This window comes from Microbacterium sp. bgisy189 (assembly GCF_057707225.1).
Window position 1 is genome coordinate 1 of record NZ_JBYIPT010000008.1, and the last position, 22,289, is coordinate 22,289.

The 22,289-nt window shown below is 68.7% G+C and carries 25 protein-coding genes; 12 read left to right on the plus strand and 13 right to left on the minus strand.

All coding sequences use genetic code 11. The features are described from left to right. Positions 1-576: hypothetical protein (locus tag AC3ENX_RS10695; RefSeq protein WP_488184913.1), on the plus strand; the 576-nt coding region annotated here is incomplete at its 5' end. 74 nt (positions 577-650) lie between these two features. On the opposite strand, the gene AC3ENX_RS10700 is transcribed toward AC3ENX_RS10695, so the two are convergent. Together AC3ENX_RS10700 and AC3ENX_RS10705 are read right to left on the minus strand one after the other, a co-directional pair. Next, positions 651-1,325, minus strand: coding sequence for a Type 1 glutamine amidotransferase-like domain-containing protein (locus AC3ENX_RS10700; RefSeq protein WP_434811871.1), 675 nt, complete (start codon positions 1,323-1,325; stop codon positions 651-653). Positions 1,326-1,412: 87 nt separating this feature from the next. Then, positions 1,413-2,702 carry a serpin family protein gene (locus AC3ENX_RS10705; RefSeq protein ID WP_434811872.1) on the minus strand — a complete coding sequence of 430 codons (1,290 nt, stop codon included), beginning with the start codon at positions 2,700-2,702 and terminating at the stop codon, positions 1,413-1,415. Between the two features lie 89 nt (positions 2,703-2,791). Between AC3ENX_RS10705 and AC3ENX_RS10710 the strand changes: the two genes are divergently transcribed. From AC3ENX_RS10710 to AC3ENX_RS10725, 4 genes are all read left to right on the plus strand, one after another. Next, a complete protein-coding gene (locus AC3ENX_RS10710) occupies positions 2,792-2,962 on the plus strand; it encodes a hypothetical protein (RefSeq protein WP_434811873.1) in 171 nt (56 codons plus the stop codon). Between the two features lie 31 nt (positions 2,963-2,993). Beyond that, the gene (locus tag AC3ENX_RS10715; RefSeq protein WP_434811874.1) at positions 2,994-3,383 is read left to right on the plus strand and encodes an MmcQ/YjbR family DNA-binding protein; all 390 of its coding nucleotides are present in this window, start codon (positions 2,994-2,996) and stop codon (positions 3,381-3,383) included. A gap of 151 nt (positions 3,384-3,534) precedes the next feature. Continuing rightward, positions 3,535-4,446 (plus strand): formate/nitrite transporter family protein, encoded by a 912-nt coding sequence (locus AC3ENX_RS10720; RefSeq protein WP_434811875.1) that lies wholly within the window; start codon positions 3,535-3,537, stop codon positions 4,444-4,446. A 97-nt stretch (positions 4,447-4,543) separates the two neighbouring features. Beyond that, complete coding sequence (locus AC3ENX_RS10725) at positions 4,544-5,521, plus strand: arsenic resistance protein (protein ID WP_434812006.1); 978 nt, start codon at positions 4,544-4,546, stop codon at positions 5,519-5,521. A 138-nt stretch (positions 5,522-5,659) separates the two neighbouring features. Here AC3ENX_RS10725 and AC3ENX_RS10730 read toward each other — a convergent pair whose 3' ends face one another. After that, on the minus strand, positions 5,660-6,283 hold the full coding sequence (locus tag AC3ENX_RS10730) for a GNAT family N-acetyltransferase (RefSeq protein ID WP_434811876.1): 624 nt from the start codon (positions 6,281-6,283) through the stop codon (positions 5,660-5,662). Positions 6,284-6,394: 111 nt separating this feature from the next. Here AC3ENX_RS10730 and AC3ENX_RS10735 point away from each other — a divergent pair, with 111 nt between their 5' ends. Continuing rightward, positions 6,395-6,712, plus strand: a complete 318-nt coding sequence (locus tag AC3ENX_RS10735; RefSeq protein ID WP_434811877.1) for a cupin domain-containing protein — start codon at positions 6,395-6,397, stop codon at positions 6,710-6,712. A 31-nt stretch (positions 6,713-6,743) separates the two neighbouring features. On the opposite strand, the gene AC3ENX_RS10740 is transcribed toward AC3ENX_RS10735, so the two are convergent. From AC3ENX_RS10740 to AC3ENX_RS10750, 3 genes are all read right to left on the minus strand, one after another. After that, complete coding sequence (locus AC3ENX_RS10740; RefSeq protein ID WP_434811878.1) at positions 6,744-7,172, minus strand: hypothetical protein; 429 nt, start codon at positions 7,170-7,172, stop codon at positions 6,744-6,746. 146 nt (positions 7,173-7,318) lie between these two features. Then, complete coding sequence (locus AC3ENX_RS10745; protein ID WP_434811879.1) at positions 7,319-8,809, minus strand: sensor histidine kinase; 1,491 nt, start codon at positions 8,807-8,809, stop codon at positions 7,319-7,321. Next, positions 8,806-9,447, minus strand: coding sequence for a response regulator (locus tag AC3ENX_RS10750; protein WP_434811880.1), 642 nt, complete (start codon positions 9,445-9,447; stop codon positions 8,806-8,808). Before AC3ENX_RS10750 ends, AC3ENX_RS10745 begins: the two co-directional genes overlap by 4 nt. Before the next feature lie 148 nt (positions 9,448-9,595). Between AC3ENX_RS10750 and AC3ENX_RS10755 the strand changes: the two genes are divergently transcribed. Together AC3ENX_RS10755 and AC3ENX_RS10760 are read left to right on the plus strand one after the other, a co-directional pair. After that, the gene (locus AC3ENX_RS10755; RefSeq protein WP_434811881.1) at positions 9,596-10,402 is read left to right on the plus strand and encodes a nuclease-related domain-containing protein; all 807 of its coding nucleotides are present in this window, start codon (positions 9,596-9,598) and stop codon (positions 10,400-10,402) included. Positions 10,403-10,450: 48 nt separating this feature from the next. Beyond that, positions 10,451-10,615: a hypothetical protein gene (locus tag AC3ENX_RS10760; RefSeq protein WP_434811882.1), complete on the plus strand. Its 165-nt coding sequence runs from the start codon at positions 10,451-10,453 to the stop codon at positions 10,613-10,615. A 4-nt stretch (positions 10,616-10,619) separates the two neighbouring features. Here the strand turns inward: AC3ENX_RS10760 and AC3ENX_RS10765 are convergent, their stop codons facing one another. The 5 genes from AC3ENX_RS10765 to AC3ENX_RS10785 form a co-directional block, all read right to left on the minus strand. Then, positions 10,620-11,573 carry a carbohydrate kinase family protein gene (locus AC3ENX_RS10765; RefSeq protein ID WP_434811883.1) on the minus strand — a complete coding sequence of 318 codons (954 nt, stop codon included), beginning with the start codon at positions 11,571-11,573 and terminating at the stop codon, positions 10,620-10,622. Further along, a complete protein-coding gene (locus AC3ENX_RS10770; protein WP_434811884.1) occupies positions 11,573-11,878 on the minus strand; it encodes a putative quinol monooxygenase in 306 nt (101 codons plus the stop codon). Before AC3ENX_RS10770 ends, AC3ENX_RS10765 begins: the two co-directional genes overlap by 1 nt. Further along, a complete protein-coding gene (locus AC3ENX_RS10775; protein WP_434811885.1) occupies positions 11,875-12,675 on the minus strand; it encodes an ATP-binding cassette domain-containing protein in 801 nt (266 codons plus the stop codon). The genes AC3ENX_RS10770 and AC3ENX_RS10775 overlap by 4 nt, the downstream gene beginning before the upstream one ends. Continuing rightward, on the minus strand, positions 12,672-13,706 hold the full coding sequence (locus AC3ENX_RS10780; protein ID WP_434811886.1) for an ABC transporter permease: 1,035 nt from the start codon (positions 13,704-13,706) through the stop codon (positions 12,672-12,674). Before AC3ENX_RS10780 ends, AC3ENX_RS10775 begins: the two co-directional genes overlap by 4 nt. A gap of 68 nt (positions 13,707-13,774) precedes the next feature. Further along, on the minus strand, positions 13,775-14,884 hold the full coding sequence (locus AC3ENX_RS10785) for a substrate-binding domain-containing protein (RefSeq protein ID WP_434811887.1): 1,110 nt from the start codon (positions 14,882-14,884) through the stop codon (positions 13,775-13,777). A 118-nt stretch (positions 14,885-15,002) separates the two neighbouring features. Here AC3ENX_RS10785 and AC3ENX_RS10790 point away from each other — a divergent pair, with 118 nt between their 5' ends. The 4 genes from AC3ENX_RS10790 to AC3ENX_RS10805 all read left to right on the plus strand — a co-directional run bounded on the left by AC3ENX_RS10790 (position 15,003) and on the right by AC3ENX_RS10805 (position 21,204). Next, positions 15,003-16,043 carry a LacI family DNA-binding transcriptional regulator gene (locus tag AC3ENX_RS10790; protein WP_434811888.1) on the plus strand — a complete coding sequence of 347 codons (1,041 nt, stop codon included), beginning with the start codon at positions 15,003-15,005 and terminating at the stop codon, positions 16,041-16,043. A 200-nt stretch (positions 16,044-16,243) separates the two neighbouring features. Then, the gene (locus AC3ENX_RS10795; protein WP_434811889.1) at positions 16,244-19,480 is read left to right on the plus strand and encodes a GH32 C-terminal domain-containing protein; all 3,237 of its coding nucleotides are present in this window, start codon (positions 16,244-16,246) and stop codon (positions 19,478-19,480) included. A gap of 48 nt (positions 19,481-19,528) precedes the next feature. Then, positions 19,529-19,915 (plus strand): hypothetical protein, encoded by a 387-nt coding sequence (locus AC3ENX_RS10800; RefSeq protein WP_434811890.1) that lies wholly within the window; start codon positions 19,529-19,531, stop codon positions 19,913-19,915. 122 nt (positions 19,916-20,037) lie between these two features. Continuing rightward, on the plus strand, positions 20,038-21,204 hold the full coding sequence (locus AC3ENX_RS10805) for a fatty acid desaturase family protein (RefSeq protein WP_434811891.1): 1,167 nt from the start codon (positions 20,038-20,040) through the stop codon (positions 21,202-21,204). A 188-nt stretch (positions 21,205-21,392) separates the two neighbouring features. Here the strand turns inward: AC3ENX_RS10805 and AC3ENX_RS10810 are convergent, their stop codons facing one another. After that, complete coding sequence (locus tag AC3ENX_RS10810) at positions 21,393-21,737, minus strand: type II toxin-antitoxin system PemK/MazF family toxin (RefSeq protein WP_434811892.1); 345 nt, start codon at positions 21,735-21,737, stop codon at positions 21,393-21,395. Then, positions 21,734-22,024 carry a ribbon-helix-helix protein gene (locus AC3ENX_RS10815; RefSeq protein WP_434812007.1) on the minus strand — a complete coding sequence of 97 codons (291 nt, stop codon included), beginning with the start codon at positions 22,022-22,024 and terminating at the stop codon, positions 21,734-21,736. The genes AC3ENX_RS10810 and AC3ENX_RS10815 overlap by 4 nt, the downstream gene beginning before the upstream one ends. Between the last annotated feature and the right edge of the window lie 265 nt (positions 22,025-22,289).

Here is a 22,289-nt window from a genome sequence, read left to right on the forward strand (position 1 = left end):
GAGGATGCCGCTGGACAGGCCGTTGCCGACTCCGAGCACCGCGGCGAACATCGCGAACCACATCGCGGCCTGGGGAAGATCGTGCGTGAACGCGAGCGCCAAGAACCCGGCGCCCATCAGTCGTCCCGCGACTCGATCGCCTCCTGCCCGCGGCGACGGCGCTGGCCGTACGACACGATCGCCGGCAGCACGGCCGCGATCGCCAAGTCGGTATTGGCTCGACCGGCCCGCCCAGACGACGCGGACGAAGAGATCCTCGAGCACGGCATCGACTTCCGCTACCTCGTGATCGGCGACGGTGGGCAGCTGTACAGCTCGCCCGAGGCACCTCCCGAGGCACCGGCCAAAATCGTCGTCGACGCTGACTCCTTCCTCGAGGGCGAGCTGCGGCGGGAGCGGGTGGGCACCCAGGGTCGTCGCGAGGGCGGCTTCGAGTTCATCGGCGTTCGCACCGGGGATGGCCTCGTTTTCCGTGTGGTATCCATCGGACACGTGACACCCGGCGACCGAGTCTTCCCCGACGCTTGGTGCTCGAGGTGCCGACCTGCGCCGCAGACCCGCACGGGTATGCCGTGATCTCCGGCACCGTGTTCGCCGCGGTCATCGCTCTGCCGCTCGTCGCGGTCGGTCTCGTCACCGTCGCCCTGCAGTCAGGCTGCAGGAAACTGCTCCCAGTGCCCCTCGGAGATGACTTCGACGACGCCGTCGACCACGCTGATCGCGGTCTGATCGTCGATCGCATACGACGGGATGCCGATGCGCGCCGCCCACTCGCGAGCGCATTCGAGGGTGTTCTCATCCCAGCCGGGGTAGTCGAGGTGCGGAAAGATCGCGAAGTCGACGAGGCCGAGCGTTTCGTCGCCGCCGTCGGGGTCGCGGTCGACGAACTCGGGCCCGATGCGGGGGGTCATCACCATGCTGCCGGCGCTCACGCCGACCCACACGGTGTCATCGAGTTCGGGCAGGACTGCGGCAAGGCCGGACCGCCGCATCCATTCGGCGAGGTAGACCGCCTCGCCGCCGTCGACCAGCAGCACGTCGGCGGCGAGCACCCACGGCCGCCAGCGCTCTGCGCCGATGCTCGGGAGTGCGGTGAGTTCGAGGAGGCCGACCGACTTCCAGCCGAGGCCCGTCATCGAGGTGTGACTCGGCCACGTGTCGGCGGTCGAGTTGAACGCGGTCGTGGGGCTGCACGCCGGCTGCCCCCACTGCGCGGTCGGCACGAAGAGGGCGTTCGCCTCGCCGATCGGCTTGCCGAGCATTCTTTCGAGCGCGTTGCGGATGCTGTCGTTCGTGATCCCACCCGACGTGAGCAACAGTTTCATGCGGTCAGTCTGCCGCGCGAGACTTCACGAATGTCACGCTTCACGCACGAAATCGTGACATTCGTGAAGTCTCGCGGAGTCGGTGGATCAGCTGCGCGGGTCGCGGATGGCTGCGGCGAACAGCAGCCAGTCCGTGTCGGTGTGGGCGATCTGGAACAGGAACGGCCTGTCGAGGTGCAGTTGCCGGTCTGGCGCCGCGGGGGCGGCGCTCGCTTCCGCACCGATCTCGGTGAGCGCTGCGGCGACGGTCCCCTCCTCGTCGATCCGCAGAACGGTCTGCTGCGATGCCTGGGCGACGCACAGCTCACCAGGCACCCCGCCGATGCCCGACAAATCCGCGTCGCCCGTACAGCCGATCGATGCGACGCCGAGTGCCGCCAGCGACGGCAGGAGGTCGAGCGTGCCTGCGGTGTCGACCTTGGGGAGTGCGAGATCGAGCGGCTCCGGCGACGCGACGTCGAGTGCGGCGTCGAGGTCCGCGAGCAGGTCGGCGGAGGCCGCGGCGGGATCGATGCCGGTCGGCGGCAGCACGACGTCGGCGTGCAGCGCATCGTTGTACGGCAGCCGGGCGGCACGCCAGCCATCGACTTCGACGTAGGCGAATGGTTCGATGCTGTGCATCATGTCGACGTCGACCCTGTCGCCGCCGGGCAACATGAACGGCTGCGGAAACGTGGCCGCTGTTCCGAACGGGGTCTGCCACTGCGCCGCCAGCAGAATCGCGTCCTGCAACACGAGGCGCAGGTCGGGATTCGGCGAGATCGCGCTCTCGGGGATCAGTCCACCGGTGTGGTGATCGGCCCACGCGTCGAGTGCGTCCTTCGCCGCGGCGCCGTCGAGGTCGATGTGATGGATGCCGGCGTCGTACACCTCGGCGATCGTCGCGAGGTAGTCGTTGCTGACCTCGAATCCCTCATCGACGACCACCTGATCGGCCAGGTGCACGATCGGCTCGTCCGGCAGGTCGTCGCCCGTGGCATCCCTGGGATCTCCGTCGAGTGGCGCAAGCGCCCCGCGCAGTGCGGCGAACGCGTCGCGGCGATCGTCGCCGCTGGCACCGAGGGCCGTTTCGAGCTGCGCGAGGGAGTCGCCGCGTGCGCCCTCACTGAGCATCGACAGCGCGACTTGCAGACTCGACGGTGAGACGACGGTGTTCGCGTCGTCGGCGGCCGCGGAGAGCAGTGCCATACCCGCCTCGCGCGACGCTGCGACGACATCTGGCAGTGCTGCCGCGTCGGCGGTCGAGACGGTGCGCGCGGCGACGTCGGCACGGACGAGCCCGGCATCCGCTCGATTCTCGCTACCCGCGCAGCCGACCAGCAGGCTCACCGAGATCGCGGCGGCAGCGACAGCGGCGCACTCGGGTCTGCTCCTCATGACCGGGAAGTGTCTGCCCCGGGCGGATCGTCTCGACGCGTTCACGCCGCGACGGGCGTACGCTGTGGGGCACGAACGGAGGAGCCGCCGTGACCGAGCACACCGAGCATCATGTCGAGCCGCACGTGCCTCGCCCGGGCGAGACGACGATCCCCGAGCTCGAGGACGACGAGACGATCGCGCCACGACCGGAGGAAGAGATCGCCGACGAGCTTCGCGCCGAACCGGATGTCGCGGATCACAGCGGTCGGCACGACTGACACTGTCGGGACTGCCGCATAGGCTCGGTCCGTGGCGACCCTCGATGATGTGCGCGCGATCGCGGCCGGGCTTCCGGGTAGTGAGGAGCGCGCGACGACGGGTGGTGTGGCGTGGTTCGTGCGCCGCAAGCCGTTCGCGTGGGAGTGCCACCCGTGGCCGAGCATTCCCGCCGACGTCCGTGAGATCGTCGCGACTGAACTCGTCGTCGGTGTGAAGATCGCCGACCGGGTCGACGCCCTCGCGCTGCGCGAGATGCTGCCCGACGTCTTTCTGCCCGCGACGACCGCGTGGGGCGAGCCGAAAGTCGCGTTCCGTATGGCTGGCATCGAGCCGGATCACCTCGCCGAACTCGTCACCGAGGCGTGGCGCGCGCAGGCTCCGAAGTACCTGCAGCGCGAGTTCGACGACGCCGCCGGCTGACGGCACCCTCACATGGCCGGCATCCCCGTTGAGAGGAAGCGGTAACACGACTGTGCCGTCGTGGGCACTTCGGGGGTAACGGGGCGGTCGTAGGTTCGGTGACCATACCGCTCGACCCCTCGTCTTGCTCCCCGTCCCCTGGAGATCTGCGATGTCTTACGTCAAGCCCACCGAACTCGTCCGCGACGTCATCGACGCCGGCGCGTCGAAGGTGATGTACTCCACCCGCGACACGATCATCCGCGCCATCATGGGCGGCGCCGTGCTCACCATCGCGGCCGCGTTCGCCGTCACCGTCTCGGTGACCACCGGCAGCCCCATCCTCGGCGCCGTGCTGTTCCCGGTCGGGTTCATCATGCTGTACCTGCTCGGCTACGACCTGCTCACCGGCGTGTTCGTGCTGGCGCCGCTCGCGTGGCTCGACAAGCGGCCGGGCGTGACGCTCGGCGGCATCCTGCGCAACTGGGGCCTCGTATTCCTCGGCAACTTCATCGGCGCTTTCACCGTCGCAGTGCTCATGGCGATCGTCGTCACCTACGGATTCTCGACACCGCCGAACGAAGTCGGCGAGGCGATCGGCCACATCGGCGAAGGCCGCACCGTCGGCTACGCCGAGCACGGGGCGGCCGGCATGCTGACCCTGTTCGTGCGGGCCGTGCTGTGCAACTGGATGGTCGCGACCGGCGTGGTCATGGCGATGGTGTCGAAGAGCGTCATCGGCAAGATCTTCGCGATGTGGATGCCGATCATGCTGTTCTTCTTCATGGGCTTCGAGCACTCGATCGTGAACATGTTCCTGTTCCCGTCGGGCCTGCTGCTGGGCGGCGACTTCACGGTCATGGACTACCTCATCTGGAACGAGCTGCCCACCGTGCTCGGCAACCTCGTCGGTGGCCTCGCCTTCGTCGGCCTGCCGCTCTACTACACGTACGGCCGCCCGAGCTCGCCGCGCCGCATCCGTGAGCCGAAGCGCAGCCGCCGCGAAGCCACCCCCACCGTCGCCGCGCCCGTCACCGTCGCCGGGCACGACGTCGACCGTGAGCGCGAGACCGCCTCGGTCTGACCGCCGGGCACCACCCACCGCTCCGCAGTCAATTGCGTCGGGTCCATCCTCACTGGATGCCGCGCAACTGACTGCGGAGCGGTGGCGTACGGGCATGATGGGGAGCGTGCGAGCGAGCGCCGACTGGATGGAGAAGCATCAGGTCGCGCTGTACCTTCTTGCGCTGGCGGTGGGCGCGGCGCTCGGTCTCGGCATCCCGGCGGTCGCGCACCCCGCCGAACTGGCGATCAACCCGGTGCTGGGGGTGCTGCTGTACGCGACGTTCCTCGGCGTGCCGTTCGCGAAGATCGGGCAAGCGATCCGTGACGTGCGGTTTCTCGCGACGGTGCTCGCGCTGAACTTCGTCGTCGTGCCGGTCGTAGTGTGGGTGCTGTCGCGCATCGTCGCGCACGAGCAGGCGCTGCTGATCGGTGTGCTGTTCGTACTGCTCACGCCGTGCGTCGACTACGTGATCGTGTTCACGGGCCTCGCCGGTGGCGCGAAGGACCGCCTGCTGGCCGCGGCGCCGCTGCTCATGCTCGCGCAGATGCTGCTGCTGCCCGTGTACCTGTGGCTGTTCGTCGGGGCCGAGTTCGTCGGGGCCGTCGACCTTGCGCCGTTCGTCGAGGCGTTCGTGCTGCTGATCGTGCTGCCGCTGCTCGCCGCCGCACTCACCCAGTTCGCGGCGCGGACACGGGTGGGCGCGCGCGTGCAGGATGCCGTGCTCGGCGCGATGGTGCCCCTCATGATGCTGACCCTCACCGTCGTCGTGGCGTCGCAGATCTCAGGGGTCGCCGGCGAATTGCCGTCGCTCGCGCTCGCGGTTCCGGTATACGTGCTGTTCGCCGCGGTCATGGTGCCGCTCGGCGCGGCTGCCGGTCGCATCGGGCGGATCGACGTGCCCGGGCGTCGCGCGATCGTCTTCAGCGGCGCGACCCGCAACTCGCTCGTGGTGCTGCCGCTCGTGCTCGCGCTGCCGGCCGCGTTCGACCTCGCACCGCTCGTCGTGGTCACCCAGACGCTCGTCGAACTGGTCGCGATGGTCGTGTTCGTACGGCTCGTGCCGAGAGTCGTCAGGTCGTCAGCGCAGGGCTGACTCACACCGGTTCGGTCGTGCGGATGAGCCCGCAGTTGACGCACGACCACGCGACGAGAAACCGTTCGTCGTCGAGGATTTCGAACCGCAGCGGGTCACCGCAGGTCGGGCACGTCAGCGGGTCGGGGCGCCGACCCATCACGCGGCCGGAGGCACGGTGATCCGCATGACCGTCTTGCGTTTGCCGAGGTCGCGCTCGAACGTGAAGCCCGCCTTCTCGAACATGCGGCGCGTGCCGTTGTGCAGAAAGGATGCCGAGGTCTTCTTGCCTTCGACCGGAACGTTCGGAAACGAGACGACTTCGCCGCCGCCGGCCTTCGCGATCAGGTCGAGTGCGCCGTCGAGTGCTTCACGGGCGACCCCGGAACGTCGGTGGTCGCGGTCGACGAAGAAGCAGGTGATGCGCCACGGCGCCGGGTTCTGCTCACCGGCGTCGTACTCTTTGCGGTGATAGATGCCGGGGAGTTCTGCCGGGGTGCCGTACTCGCACCACGCGATCGCCTGATCGCCGTCGAACACGAGCGCCGCGTGCGCGACGCCCTCCTCGACGAGACGCTTCTTGTACGCGCCACGGTTGTTGTCGAAGTCGGCCTTGGCGGTGTGCTCGGTGTCGCCGTGGAAGTAGGAGCAATAGCATCCGCCCCACACGCCGTTGTGCTTGTCGGCGAGCGCGAGCCAGCCCGGAAAGGTCTCGGGCGTGAGCGGCTTGATGACGTGTCTCGTGGCGCCGGTGTCGTCGCTCGTCTGGTCGGTGTCGGCCATGGCATCCTCCCCGCGTCGGTGCAGGTCAGTTTGCCGCCTGGGTCCGACATCGTCAACGCGCGACCCGACCCGGCCCTTGTCTCGGTACGATGCCGACACGAGAATGGGGGCATGACGCTCACCTTCGTCGAGAACCTGCTGGACGTCGTCGAAATCGAGGCGGGCAAGCGCGCGTCGAAGCTCGCGCTGTCGGGGGATGCCGCGAGAGTGCTGGTGTTCGCCTTCGATGCGGGTGCCGAACTGACCGAGCATTCCGCACCGGGCCCGATCCTCGTCCAGGGGCTCACCGGACACCTCGAGTTCTCGACCGACGAGGAGACTGTCGAACTGCGACCGGGCGGGATGCTGCACCTCGACGCGCGTGTGCCGCACGCGGTGCGCGCGCTCGAGCCGTCGAAGATGCTCTTGACGATGCTGCCGAAGGGCTGACGCGCGGGCGACCGATGATCGACCGGCGCACTCACGGGTGTGCGTGCGCTCGACGCAACCCGATCAGGATGAGCGCGATGACGCCGGCGGTGAGCACGATGCCGACGATCGCAAGTGTCGGGCCCGGGCCCTCCGCAGTCGTCTCGTGGTGCGGCAGGAAGAAGGCGGGCAGCGACGGGATGAGCGAGATCACCTGCACGATGCACGCGGTGATGGCCGCGCCGCGCCGCCCGTGCCAGCCCACCACGGCGCAGATGATGGCGGCGATCGCGACCAGCACGGACAGGATCGCGAAGACGATGAGCACGACGTCCCAGCCAGAGCCGTCGAACCCCATGTCGAGCGACGGCAGTACGCCGAGCAGGCCGAAGATCGCCCCGATCACGAGGCCCGTGCGAAGCATGCCGAGACGACGTGGCCTCGTCTCGGTGACGGCGGATGGAATGGATGAAGCGGACATGATGTGAACCCCCTGTGGTTGCGGCGACGCCCGGAGCGGACGCTCACTCGATGCTCCCTGCGCGACGCGATGCGATCATGAGGGGAAGCACCCACCTGGCCGGGAGACGTATGGGGGTCCGCCCCCAGTGTCGCGGGGCGACCGTCTCAATGGAGGGGCAGTTCGGCGCTCACGAGCCAGCCCTGCGCCACCGGTCCGGCGTGAAAGCGCCCACCGAGTTCCTCGGCGCGATCGCGCATGGAGGTCGTCCCCACGCCGGCAGCCGAGGGTGGCTCGAACACGCCGGCGTTGCCCAAGCCGATGCGCATCGCGTCTCCGTCGCACTCGATCGCCAAGGTGACCTGCGAACCGGGCGCATGCCGCTCGATGTTCGCGATCCCCTCGGTCACGATACGGAAGGTGGCGAGCTCGACGGCCGGCGACAGCGCCGGGGGCGGATCCGGAAGGCTCAGGTCGGCGCCGACAGCCCCCGCGTGCCGTCTGACGGCCGACCAGATCGTCCCCTGCTCGAGCTCAGCCGGGCGCAGTCCATAGACGACGCGACGCACCTCGTCGATTGCGGTACGGAGGTCCGCGCCGATGGTGGCCAGGTCGGCATCCACCCCCTGCGGCGCCGCATCGAGTTGGTTGCGTACCGCGTCCAGGCGGTACGACGCGCCAGTGAGCAGCGGGCCCAGTCCGTCGTGCAGTTCGCGGTGAATGGTGGCGCGTTCGGCCTCTCGCGCACGTGCGGCATCAGCTCGAGCGACACGGAGCTCGGCGATCAACGCCGACTCGCGCAGCAGCAGCGCGAACGGCGCGGCGACGAGCTCGAGCGCAGCACGATCGTCGCGATGCAAGCGCGTCTCGCCGGGTCGCAACGTGACGACGAGCACGAGGCCTGATTCGTTCCCGACGGGAAGTGTCTCGCGGGCGGCCGTCGCATGCCGCGCACCCGCGGCGGCGAGCGTGCGTCCGCCCTCCATGAGTTCAAGCCGCGGCAGACGCAACGCTCGACGGGTCTCTTCGACGGCCGTCTGCACCGCACCCTCACCGATCCCGCGCTGCTGATTGACGGAGATGGCCGTTCCGGCAGGATCGACCCTCCCGCCGTAGATCGACCGCGCGACGGTGCGACGCATGAGCGCCAGGATCGGCGCGAACAGCAGCGCCACGACGATGGCGCTCGCGGTCTGGATGCTGCGCTCCGCCGCGGCAGGCAAGAGCACCGACACAGCGGCGACGAGGCCCGCGTAGATGGCCACCGTGACGACGACTGCCGCCGAGGCAAGCAGCACGGATGACGAGTCGTACAGCATCAGCGTGATCGCGACCAGACTCGCAAGTGCACCCAGTGCCGCGAAGACGACCGCGCCTGCAGGGACGACCTCGGCGGGGACGAAGAAGATCGGGGTCGCCTGCAGCATCCCCAGCAACTGGATCAGCGCGACGGCGCGCACCGCCCACTGGCGACCACGCCACGCTGGGACGAGAAGGACAACGGTCGCGACCGCGAGGACGAGACCGATGGCAGCAGCGGTGACCGGGAGCCATCCGACCTCGCCCGTCGCCGGGTCGGGTCGGATATCCAGTGCCGGCGCGAGGTTGGCGATGACGAGGAACGCGGCCAGTGCGAGACCGATCCGACGGCGCTTCATCGGCCGAACCCGGCGTCGCGTGCCAGGACGATCGCCTCGGCACGTGTCGCGACCCGCAGTTTGAGGAAAACCGACGAAATGTGGTTGCCGACGGTCTTCGGGGCGATGCCCATGCGCTCGGCGATCGCGGTGTTCGAGAGGCCGCGCGCGATGAGGTCGAGGAGTTGTCGCTCTCTCGCCGTCAGCGAGCCGATCGCGGGCGTCGAGGCGGGACCCCGCATCCGGCCCACTACCCCGGGCACGATGGCCGACGAGAAGACGGCGTCGCCTGCCGCGACGCTGCGCACGGCGCGTTCGATCTCATCGGATTCGGCTCCCTTCAGCAGGTAGCCGCGCGCGCCGGCTTGCAGGGCGTCGGTGACCAGCACGTCGTCGTCGACCATCGTCAGCATGATGATGCCCGCCTCCGGCACGTCGATCGCGATCCGTCGTGCCGCATCGATCCCACCCATCCCCGGCATCCGCACGTCGAGCAGGATCACGTCGGGACGATTCAGCAATGCTTCACGGATCGCCCCGGCGCCATCGGCTGCTTCCGCGACCACCCGAATGCCGTCCAAGGTGTCGAAGAGCGCGCGCAGACCCCCGCGCACGACGGGATGGTCGTCCGCGAGGAGCACCGTGATCTCCTCTGCCATGCCGCCATTGTCGTCCCGAACCCGGCCGACGAGTAGGGGCGAGCCCCCACGCCGTGACCGGTGTCGGCGTCACGTCGGGCGCCGCACAGTGAACCTCGCTGATGCCAGGTGGCACAGTCAGTGTCTCGGCCGCTGCTACGGTCGGGCCGTGGACGCGGAGCTGGAACAGGGCGACAAGGTCATGCGGCTGCGCTATGCGGGAATCTGTCGGCTGTGCGGCTTGGCGCTCGCGGTGAAGCAGGAGGCGGTGTACGAGCGAGCGTCGAAGACCGTCCGTTGCGTGCAATGTGCAGCGGAGCCTGTCGAATCGAGGCCGGATGTGGCAGGCGGATCGGCTCGACGCGAGTACGAGCGTCGCAAACAGGCTCGCGAAGATCGCATCCGCACCAAGCACCCGAAGCTTGGCGGGCTGATCCTTGCGCTCTCCGACGATCCGCAGAGCACCCGCGCCTGGGAACAGGGAGCGATCGGCGAGGAACTGCTCGCCGCACGAATGAAGGACCTGCCCGAGACCACACAGGTGCTCCATGACCGCCGCATTCCCGGAACGCGAGCCAACATCGACCACATCATCGTCGCTCCCAGCGGGGTGTGGGTCGTCGATGCGAAGCGCTACAAGGGTCGACCCGCCCTGCAGGTCGACGGCGGCATCTTCCGCCCGCGCGTCGAGTCGCTCCGCGTCGCGGGTCGCGACAAGACGAAGCTTGTCGCCGGCGTGCAGACCCAGGTCGAACGCGTCGCCACCGCGGTCAACGACCCGACGGTGCCGGTGACCGGTGCGCTCTGCTTCATCGACGCGGACTGGCCGCTGATCGGGGGTTCGTTCATCGTCAATGGCGTTCACGTGCTGTGGCCAAGGTTGCTCGTCAAGCGGCTCACGACAGCCACCGAAACCGACGTCGACGTGGATTCCGTCGCCACACGCCTCGCCGGCGCGTTTCCTCGCGCGGCCTGACGCACGGACGTCCGCGGCCCCGCGGCGACCCGATGCCAGACGCTCCTGATGCGCCGCCAACGCAAGCGCAACGCCGCGAAGGTACGAGCCCAGATCGCGGCTGCCGTCGCTGCCGCGCGGGCGCAGGATGCTGCGGACGCCGGCACGGACACACCGTCGAGCGACGAACCGGCGATGGCGGAACCGGCAAGGGTCGGCCCGCGTCACGACTGAACGGTCACAGCGCCATGATCTCGGCGCGCCGCGGTGGATCGGCCCCAGGACGGGACACCGTGACCGCAGCCGTGGCGACCGCGAACTGCAGCAGCGCCTCGAGCGTCGCCCCATCCACGCCGTGCAGCGCCTCACGCGCGGATGCGTCGGCCAGACCTGTGTCGATGAGTCCGTCGATCAGTGCGCCCATGAAGCTGTCGCCGGCACCGACGGTGTCGACAACGGCTGTCGTCGGTGCCGCGACACGCACCTCGCCCGACCTCGAGACGGCAACGGCTCCCTGCGCACCGCGGGTGATGACCACCACCGCAGGTCCAGTGGCGAGCCATCGGCGCGCTACTTCGACCGGGTCCTCACCGGGATGCAGCCACGACATGTCTTCGTCGCTCGCTTTGACGAGGTCGGCCGAGGCGACGGCGGCGAGCACTGCCTGGCGGGCCGCTTGGGGATCCGGCAGCAGCGCGGGGCGGATGTTCGGGTCGTAGGTGACCAGCGCTTCGGGCCTCATCGCCGTGACGATCCCGCGGACCTGGCTCGCACCGGGTTCGAGCAACGCCGCCAACGACCCGCTGTGCACGATGCCGGCACGCGGCGGGTGGACGGCGTCGAGGCGCCAGTGCAGATCGAATTCGTAACTGGCCGACCCGTCAGCGGATAGCACGGCCGACGCGGTCGAGGTCCGCTCCAACGGTCCGGCGAGCACGCGCACGCCCGACGCATCGAGCCAGGCACGGATGCGGTCACCGCGCTCGTCGTCGCCCAACGCGGTGAGCAGGATGCTGGGCCGGCCCAGTCTTCCCAGCGTCAGCGCGACGTTGGCGCTGCTCCCTCCCGGGCTCTCCTGCGCGCCGATCCCGTCGCGCTGCACGATGTCGACCAGTGCTTCACCGATGACGAGCACCCGTGCGTGGACGAGACCTTCCGCCACCTCTCCGGTGCCGTCGGCCTGCCTGCCCATCAGACCCGCGCCGTTTCGCGCAGGAAGCTGAGCGTGCTTCCCGATTCGACGATCAGCGGACCGAGCGCGTCGTTGAACGCGCGTCCGGATTCCGCGCCAAGGTGCGCCTCGAAGGCCGCCCGGTCACGGTACCGCTCGAAGACGAAGAACCGGTCCGGGGCCTCCTCGCGTCGATACACCTCGAACACCTCGTTGCCAGGTTCCGCGCGCACGAGTTGAGCGTAATCCGAGATCAACCGATCGACGTGTTCGCCGGCATCCGGTGTGGCGGTGAATTCGGCGTACAACACGACCGATTCGCTCATGCCTGCGCCGCACCGGTCATGATCGCGACCGCGTCGGTCATCGAGTGCGATTGCGGGGTGATGGTCGCCGCGCGCTTGCCGAGCCGTTGGATGTGGATGCGGTCGGCGACCTGGAACACGTGCGGCATGTTGTGCGAGATGAGGATCACGGGCACGCCGTGCTCACGCAGACGCACGATCAGCTCGAGCACCTGGTTCGATTCGCGCACGCCGAGCGCGGCGGTCGGCTCATCGAGGATGACGACCTTCGATCCGAACGCCGCCGCCCGCGCGACAGCAACCGCCTGGCGCTGTCCGCCGGAGAGGTTCTCGACGGCCACGGTCACGTCCTGCAGAGTCGAGATACCCAGCCGGTGCACCTGCTCGCGTGCCTCGCGCCGCATGCCAGAGGTGTCGAGCAGCCGCAGCACCGATCCGGCGAACCCTGGCTTTCGCCGTTCCCGACCGAGGAACAGATTGGCGGCGACATCGAGGGCAGGCGAGACGGCGAGGTTCTGGTAGACGGTCTCGATGCCGGCGGCACGCGCGTCCTGGGGACGCTTGAAGTGCACCGGCTTGCCGTCGAGCAGCAACTGCCCTTCGTCGGGGATGTACGCGCCCGTGAGGCACTTGATGAGGGTGGACTTGCCGGCGCCGTTGTCGCCGATCACAGCGAGCACTTCGCCGGGGTGCAGTTGCAGGCTGACCCCGTCGAGGCCGACCACGCGCCCGAAGGTCTTCACCAGCCGCTTGGCTTCGAGCACGGGCACTCCGTGTGCGGGCGGCGTGACGGGTGCGGCGTCTTGGATGAGGCTCATTTGCGTACCTTTCTGATCCACTGGTCGACGGCGACCGCGACGATGACGAGGATGCCGATGGCGAGGGTCTGGTAGAGCCCGTCGACGCCGGCGAGGAACAGTCCGTTGCGGAACACGCCGACGATCACGGCGCCCAGCAGGGTGCCCCAGATCACTCCCCGGCCGCCGAACAGGGATGTGCCGCCGATGACGACCGCGGTGATCGAGTCGAGGTTCAGGTCGGCACCGGCATTGGGGCTGGCTGCACCCGATCGACCGATCTGGATCCACGCCGCCACTGCCAGCACGGCGCCGGCGGCGACGTAGACGCTCATCAGCACGCGGCTGGTCGAGATGCCCGCCAGTCGCGCCGCCTCGGCGTCGTCGCCGACCGCGTACACGTGCCGGCCCCACGCGGTGCGTCCGAGCACGTAGGCGACCAGCCCGTACAGCGCGAGCATGATGAGCACGCCGACCGTCAGCCGGACGTCGCCGATGGGCAGCGGGGTGGCCGTCCAGGTGAGTAGCTCGGGCATCTCGGCCCGCCGGACGGTCTGTCCGCCGCTGTAGAGCAGCGTGAGCGCGACGAACACGTTGAAGGTGCCGAGGGTCGCGATGAACGGTGGCAGTTTCACGCGGGTCACCAAGAACCCGTTGAGTGCACCGGCGGCGAGGGCGGCGACTAGACCCGCCAGCAGTGCGATCGCGGCGGGAAAGCCGTTGTGGAACGCGGTCTGCGCCATCACCATCGAGGCGAGGATCATGGCGGCACCCACCGACAGATCGATGCCCGCGGTGAGGATGATGAGGGTCTGCGCGATCGCCACGGTGCCGACGACCGAAACCTGGTCGAGCACGAGCGACAGGTTGGCGGCGGCGAAGAAGCGCGGATTGATGGTGCCGAACACGATGACCGCGACGATCAGCACCACGGCGGGGCTGATCGCGGGGTACCGGTGCAGCAGTCCGCGTACGCGGTCGAGCGGCGTGCGCCGGTCGAGGAACTCGGCCGCCAGGTCGAGGGTCGAGGTCGGTGGGGCTGACTGGGTCACTGTGTCACTTCCGATCGGAGCGGGTGGATGCCGCGGCCGGCGCTGCGGCCGCGGCATCCGTTCGGTGCTTACTCGCCGCCCCAGCAGATGCCGGCGGCCTCGGTGGTGTCAATCGAGTCGACGCCGTCTGCCGGCTGGTCAGTGACCAGTGCGACGCCGGTGTTGAAGAAGTCGAGTCCTTCGCTGGTCTCGGGTGCGGTGCCGCTCTCGACCAGTTCGACGATCGCTTCGACACCGAGTTCTGCCATGGCGACCGGGTACTGCTGGCTGGTCGCGTCGATGGTGCCGTCGGCGACCTGCGATACGCCGGTGCAGCCGCCGTCCACCGAGACGATCAGCACGTCGTCGGCGCTCTTGCCCGCTGCTTCGAGCGCCTGGAACGCGCCGTAGGCCGCGGGCTCGTTGATCGTGTAGACCACGTTGATGTCGGGGTTCTTCGCGAGCAGGTTCTCCATCGCGGTGCGACCACCGTCTTCGGCGCCCTGCGACGCCTCGTTGCCGACGATCGTGTAGTCGCCGCCGCTGTACGAGCCGGTTTCGGCCTCGTCACCGTTGACGGTGACATCGCCGGTGTCGATGCCCATACCGTCGAGGAAGCCCTGATCGCGGTTGTAGTCCACGGTGACGGCCTTGTCGTCGAACAGATCGATCAGACCGATCACCGCGTCTTCGCCGTCGAGAGCGGCGGCGGTCCACTGCCCGATGTACTGGCCGGCGAGGAAGTTGTCGGTCGCGAAGGTGATGTCGACGGCGTCTGCCGGGTCGGGCACGGTGTCGAGGGCGATGACGTAGAGGCCTGCATCGCGCGCCTTCTGCACCGCGTCGAGCACGGCGGGCCCGTTCGGGGTGATCAGGATGCCGGCGTCGCCCTTGGAGATGGCGGCTTCAATGGCTTGGATCTGCGTGTCCTCGTCGCCGTCTTCACGTCCGGCGGCGAGGGTCAACGACACGCCGTTCGCATCGGCGGCTTCCTGGGCGCCCTCCTGCATCGCGATGAAGAAGGGGTTGGAGTTGGTTTTGACGATGAGCGAGACACCGATCTGCTCGGTGTCTCCGGTGTCACCGGTGGCTCCCGGTGTGCTGCTGCTGCTCGAGCAACCGGCCAGGGCGAATGCGGCGGCTGCGGTCAGGGCGATGGTCGCAGCTCCCACGCTGCGACGGCGGTACATGTGGTTCATCATTGAATTCCTCTCGGGCCAACGCTGTCCCTTGACAACGATGTCAATGGACTTTCTAGCCCATCGATCCGATATGGTCAATACAGAATCCGACCGTCGTTACAGGAAGTTGACACCGATGTCAGCGCCCCAGCATCCCGAAGTCCGTCGCCCCCGGGCCACCATGCGCCACGTCGCCGCCCTCGCGGGCGTGGGCACCAAGACGGTGTCGCGTGTCATCAACGATGAACCGAACGTCGCCGCTGCCACCGCCGCGCGCGTGTGGGACGCCGTCCGCGCCCTGGATTACCATGTCGACCTGCAGGCGGGAAGCCTTCGTCGATCGGACGGCCGGACCCGCACGCTGGGGTTGCTCGTCGGCAGCGTGGACAACCCGTTCTCGGGCGCCATCCACCGCGCCGTCGAAGACGTCGCATCCGCGCGGGGCGTCGCCGTGTTCGCCTCGAGCCTCGATGACGATCCCGATCGGGAGGACGGCGCAGTGCGCGCCTTTCTGCAGCGGCGTGTCGACGGGCTCATCCTCACCACCGCCGGTCGCCGCCAGTCCTACCTCGGCGCGGTCAACGAACGCGGCCTGCCGGTCGTGTACATCGACCGCGACCCGGGCGTCGATGTCGATTCGGTGGTGAGCGACAACCGCGACGGCGCCGCAGCGGCCACGGCGCACCTGATCGCCCACGGGCACCGTCGCATCGCGCTGCTGGCGGACCGCATGGACATCCAGACCGCCCGCGACCGCCACGCCGGATTCCTCGACGCGCTCGGGCAGGCGGGCATCCCCACCTCGCTGGCGACGATCGTGACCGAACTGCACGACGCCGACGCCGCCGAGCGCGCACTGTCGGGTCTGTTGGCCGGCCCGAACCCGCCGACCGCGGTCTTCAGTGCACAGAACCTCATCACGGTGGGCGCACTGCACGCACTGCAACGCGCGCGGATGCAGCACACCATCGCGCTGGTGGGCTTCGACGACCTGCCACTGGCAGATCTCGTCGATCCCGCCGTCACCGTCGTTGCCCAGGATCCGCAGCAGATCGGTCGCAAAGCGGTCGAACGCGCCTTCGCGCGCCTGGCCGGCGACCGCTCACCCGCCGGACGCGAGATCGTGCCGACCAGGCTGATCCCGCGCGGATCGGGCGAGATCGTCGCCCAGGACTGACAGGACGCCAGCTGCGACATCGCCGGTGTTCACGCGCGCCATCCCCGCATCCGCCGCATCGCTGCGACAACGGTGTCAGCATCGTTCTTGAAGCATCCCTTGCGTTGTCCGGCGGACATTCCCTAGCCTCCTGCGGAACGTGCTGACATCGATGTCAGCACGTTGGGGAACCCGCCCCGGCCTCGCCCGAAGGAGCGCGAATGAGTCATCCGATCCCTGCCCGCACACGACCCTCGATCGCGAAACGCGTCGCGGCCACCGCAGCCGCGACCGCGCTCGCGCTCACCGGCGCGATCGCCGCCACCGGTGCCGCCGCAGCAGCCGACGAGCTGCCCGGCGACGAACGCTTCCGCCCGCAGGTGCACTTCACCCCCGCCGAGAACTGGATGAACGACCCGAACGGCATGGTCTACGTCGACGGCACGTACCACCTGTTCTTCCAGCACAATCCCGACGGCACCCGCTGGGGCAACATGAGCTGGGGGCACGCGACCTCCGACGACCTGCTGCACTGGGAAGAGCAGCCGATCGCGATCCCGCAGACCTTCGACGAGTCCGGCAGCCCGATCGAGAGCATCTTCTCGGGGTCGATCGTCGTCGACGAGCACAACACCTCCGGTTTCGGCGTCGCAGGACAGGCGCCGCTCGTGGCGATCTACACCAGCGCGTACGAGCCGGCCCACCCGACACACGCCGGCATCCAGGCGCAGTCCCTCGCCTACAGCACCGACAACGGAACGACCTGGACGAAGTACGAGGGCAACCCGGTCCTCGACCGCGGGTCGGCGAACTTCCGCGACCCGAAGGTGTTCTGGTACGACGGCCCGGCCGGCGCGTACTGGGTTATGGTCGCCGTCGAGGCGCTCGACCACAAGGTCGTGCTGTACCGCAGCGACGATCTGCGGTCGTGGGAGCACCTCTCCGACTTCGGGCCCGCGAATTCCACCGGCGGCATCTGGGAGTGCCCCGACCTGTTCGAGCTGCCTGTCGACGGCGACCCCGAACGCACCAAGTGGGTCATGGTCGTCAACCTCAACCCCGGCGCGGTCGCCGGTGGCAGCGGTGGCCAGTACTTCGTCGGCGACTTCGACGGCACCACCTTCACCAGCGAGAGCACCGACGGTCCGTCCGACCTGCCCGCCGGCGAGGTGTACGCCGGGTTCGACGACGGCACATACGAGGGGTGGACGGTCTCGAACGAGCCCGGCAACCGGTTCGACGGCCCGTGGACCGCCGTCCCGGCGACCGGCACCATGGCCGGCCAGAACACGGTGACGGGCTTCGCCGGTGAGGGCCTGGTGAACGGGTTCGCCGACGGCGACTGGCCGGTCGGCACCCTCGAGTCCCCGACCTTCACGATCACGTCCGACGCCATCAATCTGCTGGTGGGCGGCGGGCGGCATCCGCACGTCGACGGCACACAGCTGGGCAATGAACCGCCGGCCGGTGCGACCGTGTTCGACTTCGAACTGCCCGATGGGCAGGACCTCTCCCAGACCGGATGGCAGCTCACCGGGGACTTCGCGACCGAACCGACCCGCAACCCGTCGACGGCCGGCGGCGACTACTACCTCGGGCAGAAGCGAGTGAACACCTGGGAGGGCGGGCCGAACGGTGACGACAACGTCGGCCTCTACACCTCACCCGAGTTCACCCTCGACGGTGACGTCGTGTCGTTCCTGATCGGCGGCGGCAAGCGCACCGACGGCACCCTGCAGGCCGAGCTCGTCGTCGACGGCGAGGTGGTCCGCACCCAGACCGGGTCGGACGCCGGCCAGCTCAACTGGGCATCGTGGGATGTCGCGTCCTACCGCGGCAGCACCGCGCAGCTGCGCATCCGCGACGAGGCGACCGGGGGGTGGGGACATCTCACCTTCGACCACGTCGTCGTCGGCGACACGTCCGCGCAGGTGCGCAGCGACGAGACCTCGGTGAGCCTCGTGGTCGACGGTGAGGTCGTGCGCACAGCCACCGGTGCCGACAGCGAGACGCTGGACTGGGTCGGGTGGGATGTGCGGGCGTTCGCGGGGAAGGATGCCACCATCCGCATCGTCGACAACAACCGGTTCGGCTGGGGACACATCCTGGTCGATCAGATCATGTTCGCCGACACCCCCGCGGCGCCCCGACTGGAGGGATACGACTGGCTCGACTGGGGGCGCGACTACTACGCGGCGGTGTCGTACTTCGGGACCCCCACCGACGGGTCGCGCATCATGCAGGGCTGGATGAACAACTGGGACTACGCCAACGACATCCCCACCTCCACGTGGCGCAGCTCGATGAGCCTCCCGCGGGAGGTGACGCTGGTGTCGACCCCTGACGGCCCGCGGCTGCGACAGCAGGTCGTCGCGCAGGTCGGCGACGTCCTCGACACCGGCGGTGCGGCGACCCGTACCGGGGTGAGCGTGGACGGGCAGAGCGAGCTCGGTCTGTCGGGCGAGGTCGCCAAGGTCGAGGTCGTGCTGCGTCCCGGGTCGGCCGAGCAGGCCGGCATCACCGTGTTCGGCGACGGTGACACCGGCACACGTATCGGATACGACCGCGACCGGGGCCGGTTGTTCGTCGACCGCCGTGCGTCCGGAGAGGTCGATTTCCACCCGGCGTTCGCCTCGATCGAGGATGCCCCTGTCGAGCTCGATGCGGACGGTACGGTGCGCTTCGAGCTGTACCTCGATCGCGCCTCGGTGGAACTGTTCGCCGCTGACGGCACGGTCACGATCACCGACCAGGTGTTCCCCGCCGAGGGGGCCGACATGATCAGCGCCTGGTCCGAGGGAGGTGCAGCCGTACTGGAACGCATCACGGTCACGCCGTTGGAGGGGACCATGTGGTCGAGCCCCGATGACGGTGCGGCAGCTGCCCCTGCTCGCGGCATCCTCAGCCATGACAACGGGTGGGACACCGGGCTGGCCGATGGTGCGTACACGGTGACGATGAACCTATGGTGGGGTGAGAACGCGAGCTCGTTCCGGTTGTTCGAGAACGGCGAGCTGGTGGCGACCGTCCCGCTCACGCACGACGGTGAGCGCGCGCAGCGCGCGACGGTGCCGATCAGCGGGCGCGCCAACGGCACGTATGCGTATACCGGCGAGCTCGTCAACAGCAAGGGCGTCACGGCGACCTCGACCGTGACGGTCACCGTCACCCAGGCGAATCCGGCCCGACCGGTGCTCAGCCACGACAACTGGGACGGTGACGGCGACTTCAGGCTCACCGCGAACCTGTGGTGGGGCACCAATGCCACGTCGTACCGCGTCTACGAGGGCGACACGCTCCTCGCCGAAGGTCCGCTGACGGCGGCGACCCCGGGCGCGCAGCGGGCGACGTTCGACGTGCGCGGCGCGCACGTCGGTTCGCACGTGTACCGGGTCGAGTTCGCCAATGCGGTCGGCGCCACCTCGAGCAACCTGCTCGCGGTGCAGGTGCGTAGGTGAGTGCGTGGGGAGGCGGGTGGGGACCCGCCTCCCCACTGAGCGTCGGCAGTGTCGCGGTCAGCCTCGCGAGGCGTCCGCGACCTCGAGAATCCTGGTCGCGGCAACGTCGGCGCCGGGCCGTTCCGCACGCAGCCTGGCACCGGTGCGGCGGGCGCGCTCCGACACGAGTTCGTCGTCCAGCAGCGCAGCGATCTCCTGCCGAAGGCGCTCCGCACTCGAGCCACCGCGGTCAACGACCCGACGGTGCCGGTAACCGGTGCGCTGTGCTTCATCGAAGCGGACTGGCCGCTGATCGGGGGTTCGTTCATCGTCAATGGCGTTCACGTGCTGTGGCCAAGGTTGCTCGTCAAGCGGCTCACGACAGCCACCGAAACCGACGTCGACGTGGATGCCGTCGCCACACGCATCGCCGGCGCGTTTCCTCGCGCGGTCTGACGCACGGACGTCCGCGGCCCCGCGGCGACCCGAAGCCAGACGCACCCGCAACCTGAGCATCCTCGGTGTGTTCGGAGATATGCCGGTCCGCTCATGGTCGAGCGCGTAGCGTGGTGGCAGCGATGGGCGCCCCGCCTCTGGCTGTGAAACGGCCGACCGGTCCCCATCGAAACTGGTGCACTATCTCTTCCACCATCACCGCGAACCGTCTCGGCCCCGTCCGTCAGACCTATGCCGGCACGACCGAGTTTCCCCCGATGACGCGGGCGTACACCGAGGTGTCGCAGGTGGTCAAAGAGAGCGGGCTGCTGCGCAGAACACCCTGGTTCTATGGCGCTGTGGGACTCGTGCTACTGCTCGGATTCGGCGGCGCGATCACGGGATTCGTGCTGCTTGGCAACAGCTGGTTCCAGTTGCTGATCGCCGGCGCCCTCGGCATCCTGTTCACGCAGGTCGCGTTCCTCGGGCACGAGGCTGCGCACCGACAGATTCTCGCGTCCGGCCCCGCGAACGACCGTCTCGCCCGCGTGCTCGCGAACGGCGTGGTCGGCATGAGCTACTCGTGGTGGACGTCGAAGCACACCCGTCACCACGCGAACCCGAACCGGGTGACGAAAGATCCCGACATCGAGGTCGACACGATCTCGTTCCTCGAAGAGGATGCCACGAAAGCCCGCGGCATCCGCCGGCTCATCACCCGACGACAGGGCTGGTTGTTCTTTCCGCTGCTGACGCTCGAAGGCCTGAACCTGCATGTGTTGGCGATCCGTCACCTACTCGGTCGCGAAGCGGTGAAGGAACGCTGGACGGAGCTGGCGCTGATCGCGCTGCGGTTCGCGGTGATCTGGACGCCGGTGTTCATCTTCCTTCCGCTGGGCATGGCGTTCGCGTTCCTCGGCGTACAGCTGGCGGTGTTCGGCGTGTACATGGGCGCCTCGTTCGCACCGAACCACAAGGGCATGGCGATCATCGCCAAAGACGCCAAGCTCGACTTCTTCAGCAAGCAGGTGCGCACGTCGCGCAACGTCAGCGGCGGCTGGTGGGCGACGTGGCTGATGGGCGGGCTCAACTATCAGATCGAGCACCACCTGTTCCCGAACATGCCGCGCCCGCACCTGGCGCGCGCCCGCGAGATCGTGATCGACCAGTGCCGCGCCCTCGGCGTGCCGTACACCGAGACGACACTGTGGCGCTCGTACGGCATCGTGATCGCCTACCTCAACCGCGTGGGCCTCGCCGCGCGCGACCCGTTCGAGTGCCCGATGATCGCCACGCGCGGGCGGGCCTGACCACCCGCGCGTTCACGCGAGTGTCGACCATGTCGCCCGAGCCCGACGCATCGCCTGGCGTGCGCGTCACATGCTCGGACGGCTCGACCGCTGCGAGCTCGACCGCAGAGTCCATCAGCCCGGAGATCATCAGCGGGACTGGCGTAGAGCCGTCTCCTTCCGGATGCGTCGAGCTTACGAGCTGCACGTCACAGGTCGAAGAAGTCGCCGAGCCAGGTGCGCACCGTGACCAAGCACTCATCGGTCACCTCTCCTGCGATTCCGGTGAGCCTGTCGCGTGGGAGGGTGCGGGGCTGCTCGGTCATGATCCACGACGGACGATCCAGTCCGCTGGGTCCATCCACTCGGACGTGGTTCGGCCACCCACGGTCGACCGTCGTGATGGGGAGCGCGATGACGAGGGTCGTCACGGCATCCAAGTAGCCCTGCGAGGCGACGATCAGCACCGGGCGATGCCCGCCTTGTTCGCGGCCACGGACCGGTTCGAGCGCCGCCCAGGCGACAGCGCCCGGAGCGAGGTCCGACGCCGTCACGACGCGTCGGACAACTCGGCGCGCTCCCAGTCCGCCGTCTCTCGCGCATACGATTCGGTCTCGGCCTCCGTCGAGCCGCTGATCACCGACTTCAGCTGCTCAAGCCGCCGCCGCCGATCTTCGGCATCGGCGAGGTGCGCGAGGTGCGCGCCAAGCGTGAGCCCATCGCGAGCAGCCTGCGCCTTGAGCCTGTCGCGGAGCTCATCACTCACCTTGATGGTCGTGGTCATACTCGGAGTATACCGGCGGCTCTGCGTGGCCTCTCCGGGATCCCCGTTCGCTCCCAGTCAAGGTTCGCGGCGATCTCGATCGCGCCGTCACGCCCGTGCTGACGCCACGCCGGCGGCGAAAGGGATACTGCCTCGCCACGCCGAAGTCCTGAGCCTGCCCACGCGGCGACGCGAAGTCCGCACCTACGAGTGCGACGCCTGCCACGGCTTCCACCTCACGAGTCAGGCCGCGTAGATCAAGGGTCACTGAGGAGCATCGAGAGGTCGCCCGCGCGTAGGACCACATCGGCAGCATCCTCGATGTCGATTCCCACCGGGCGGC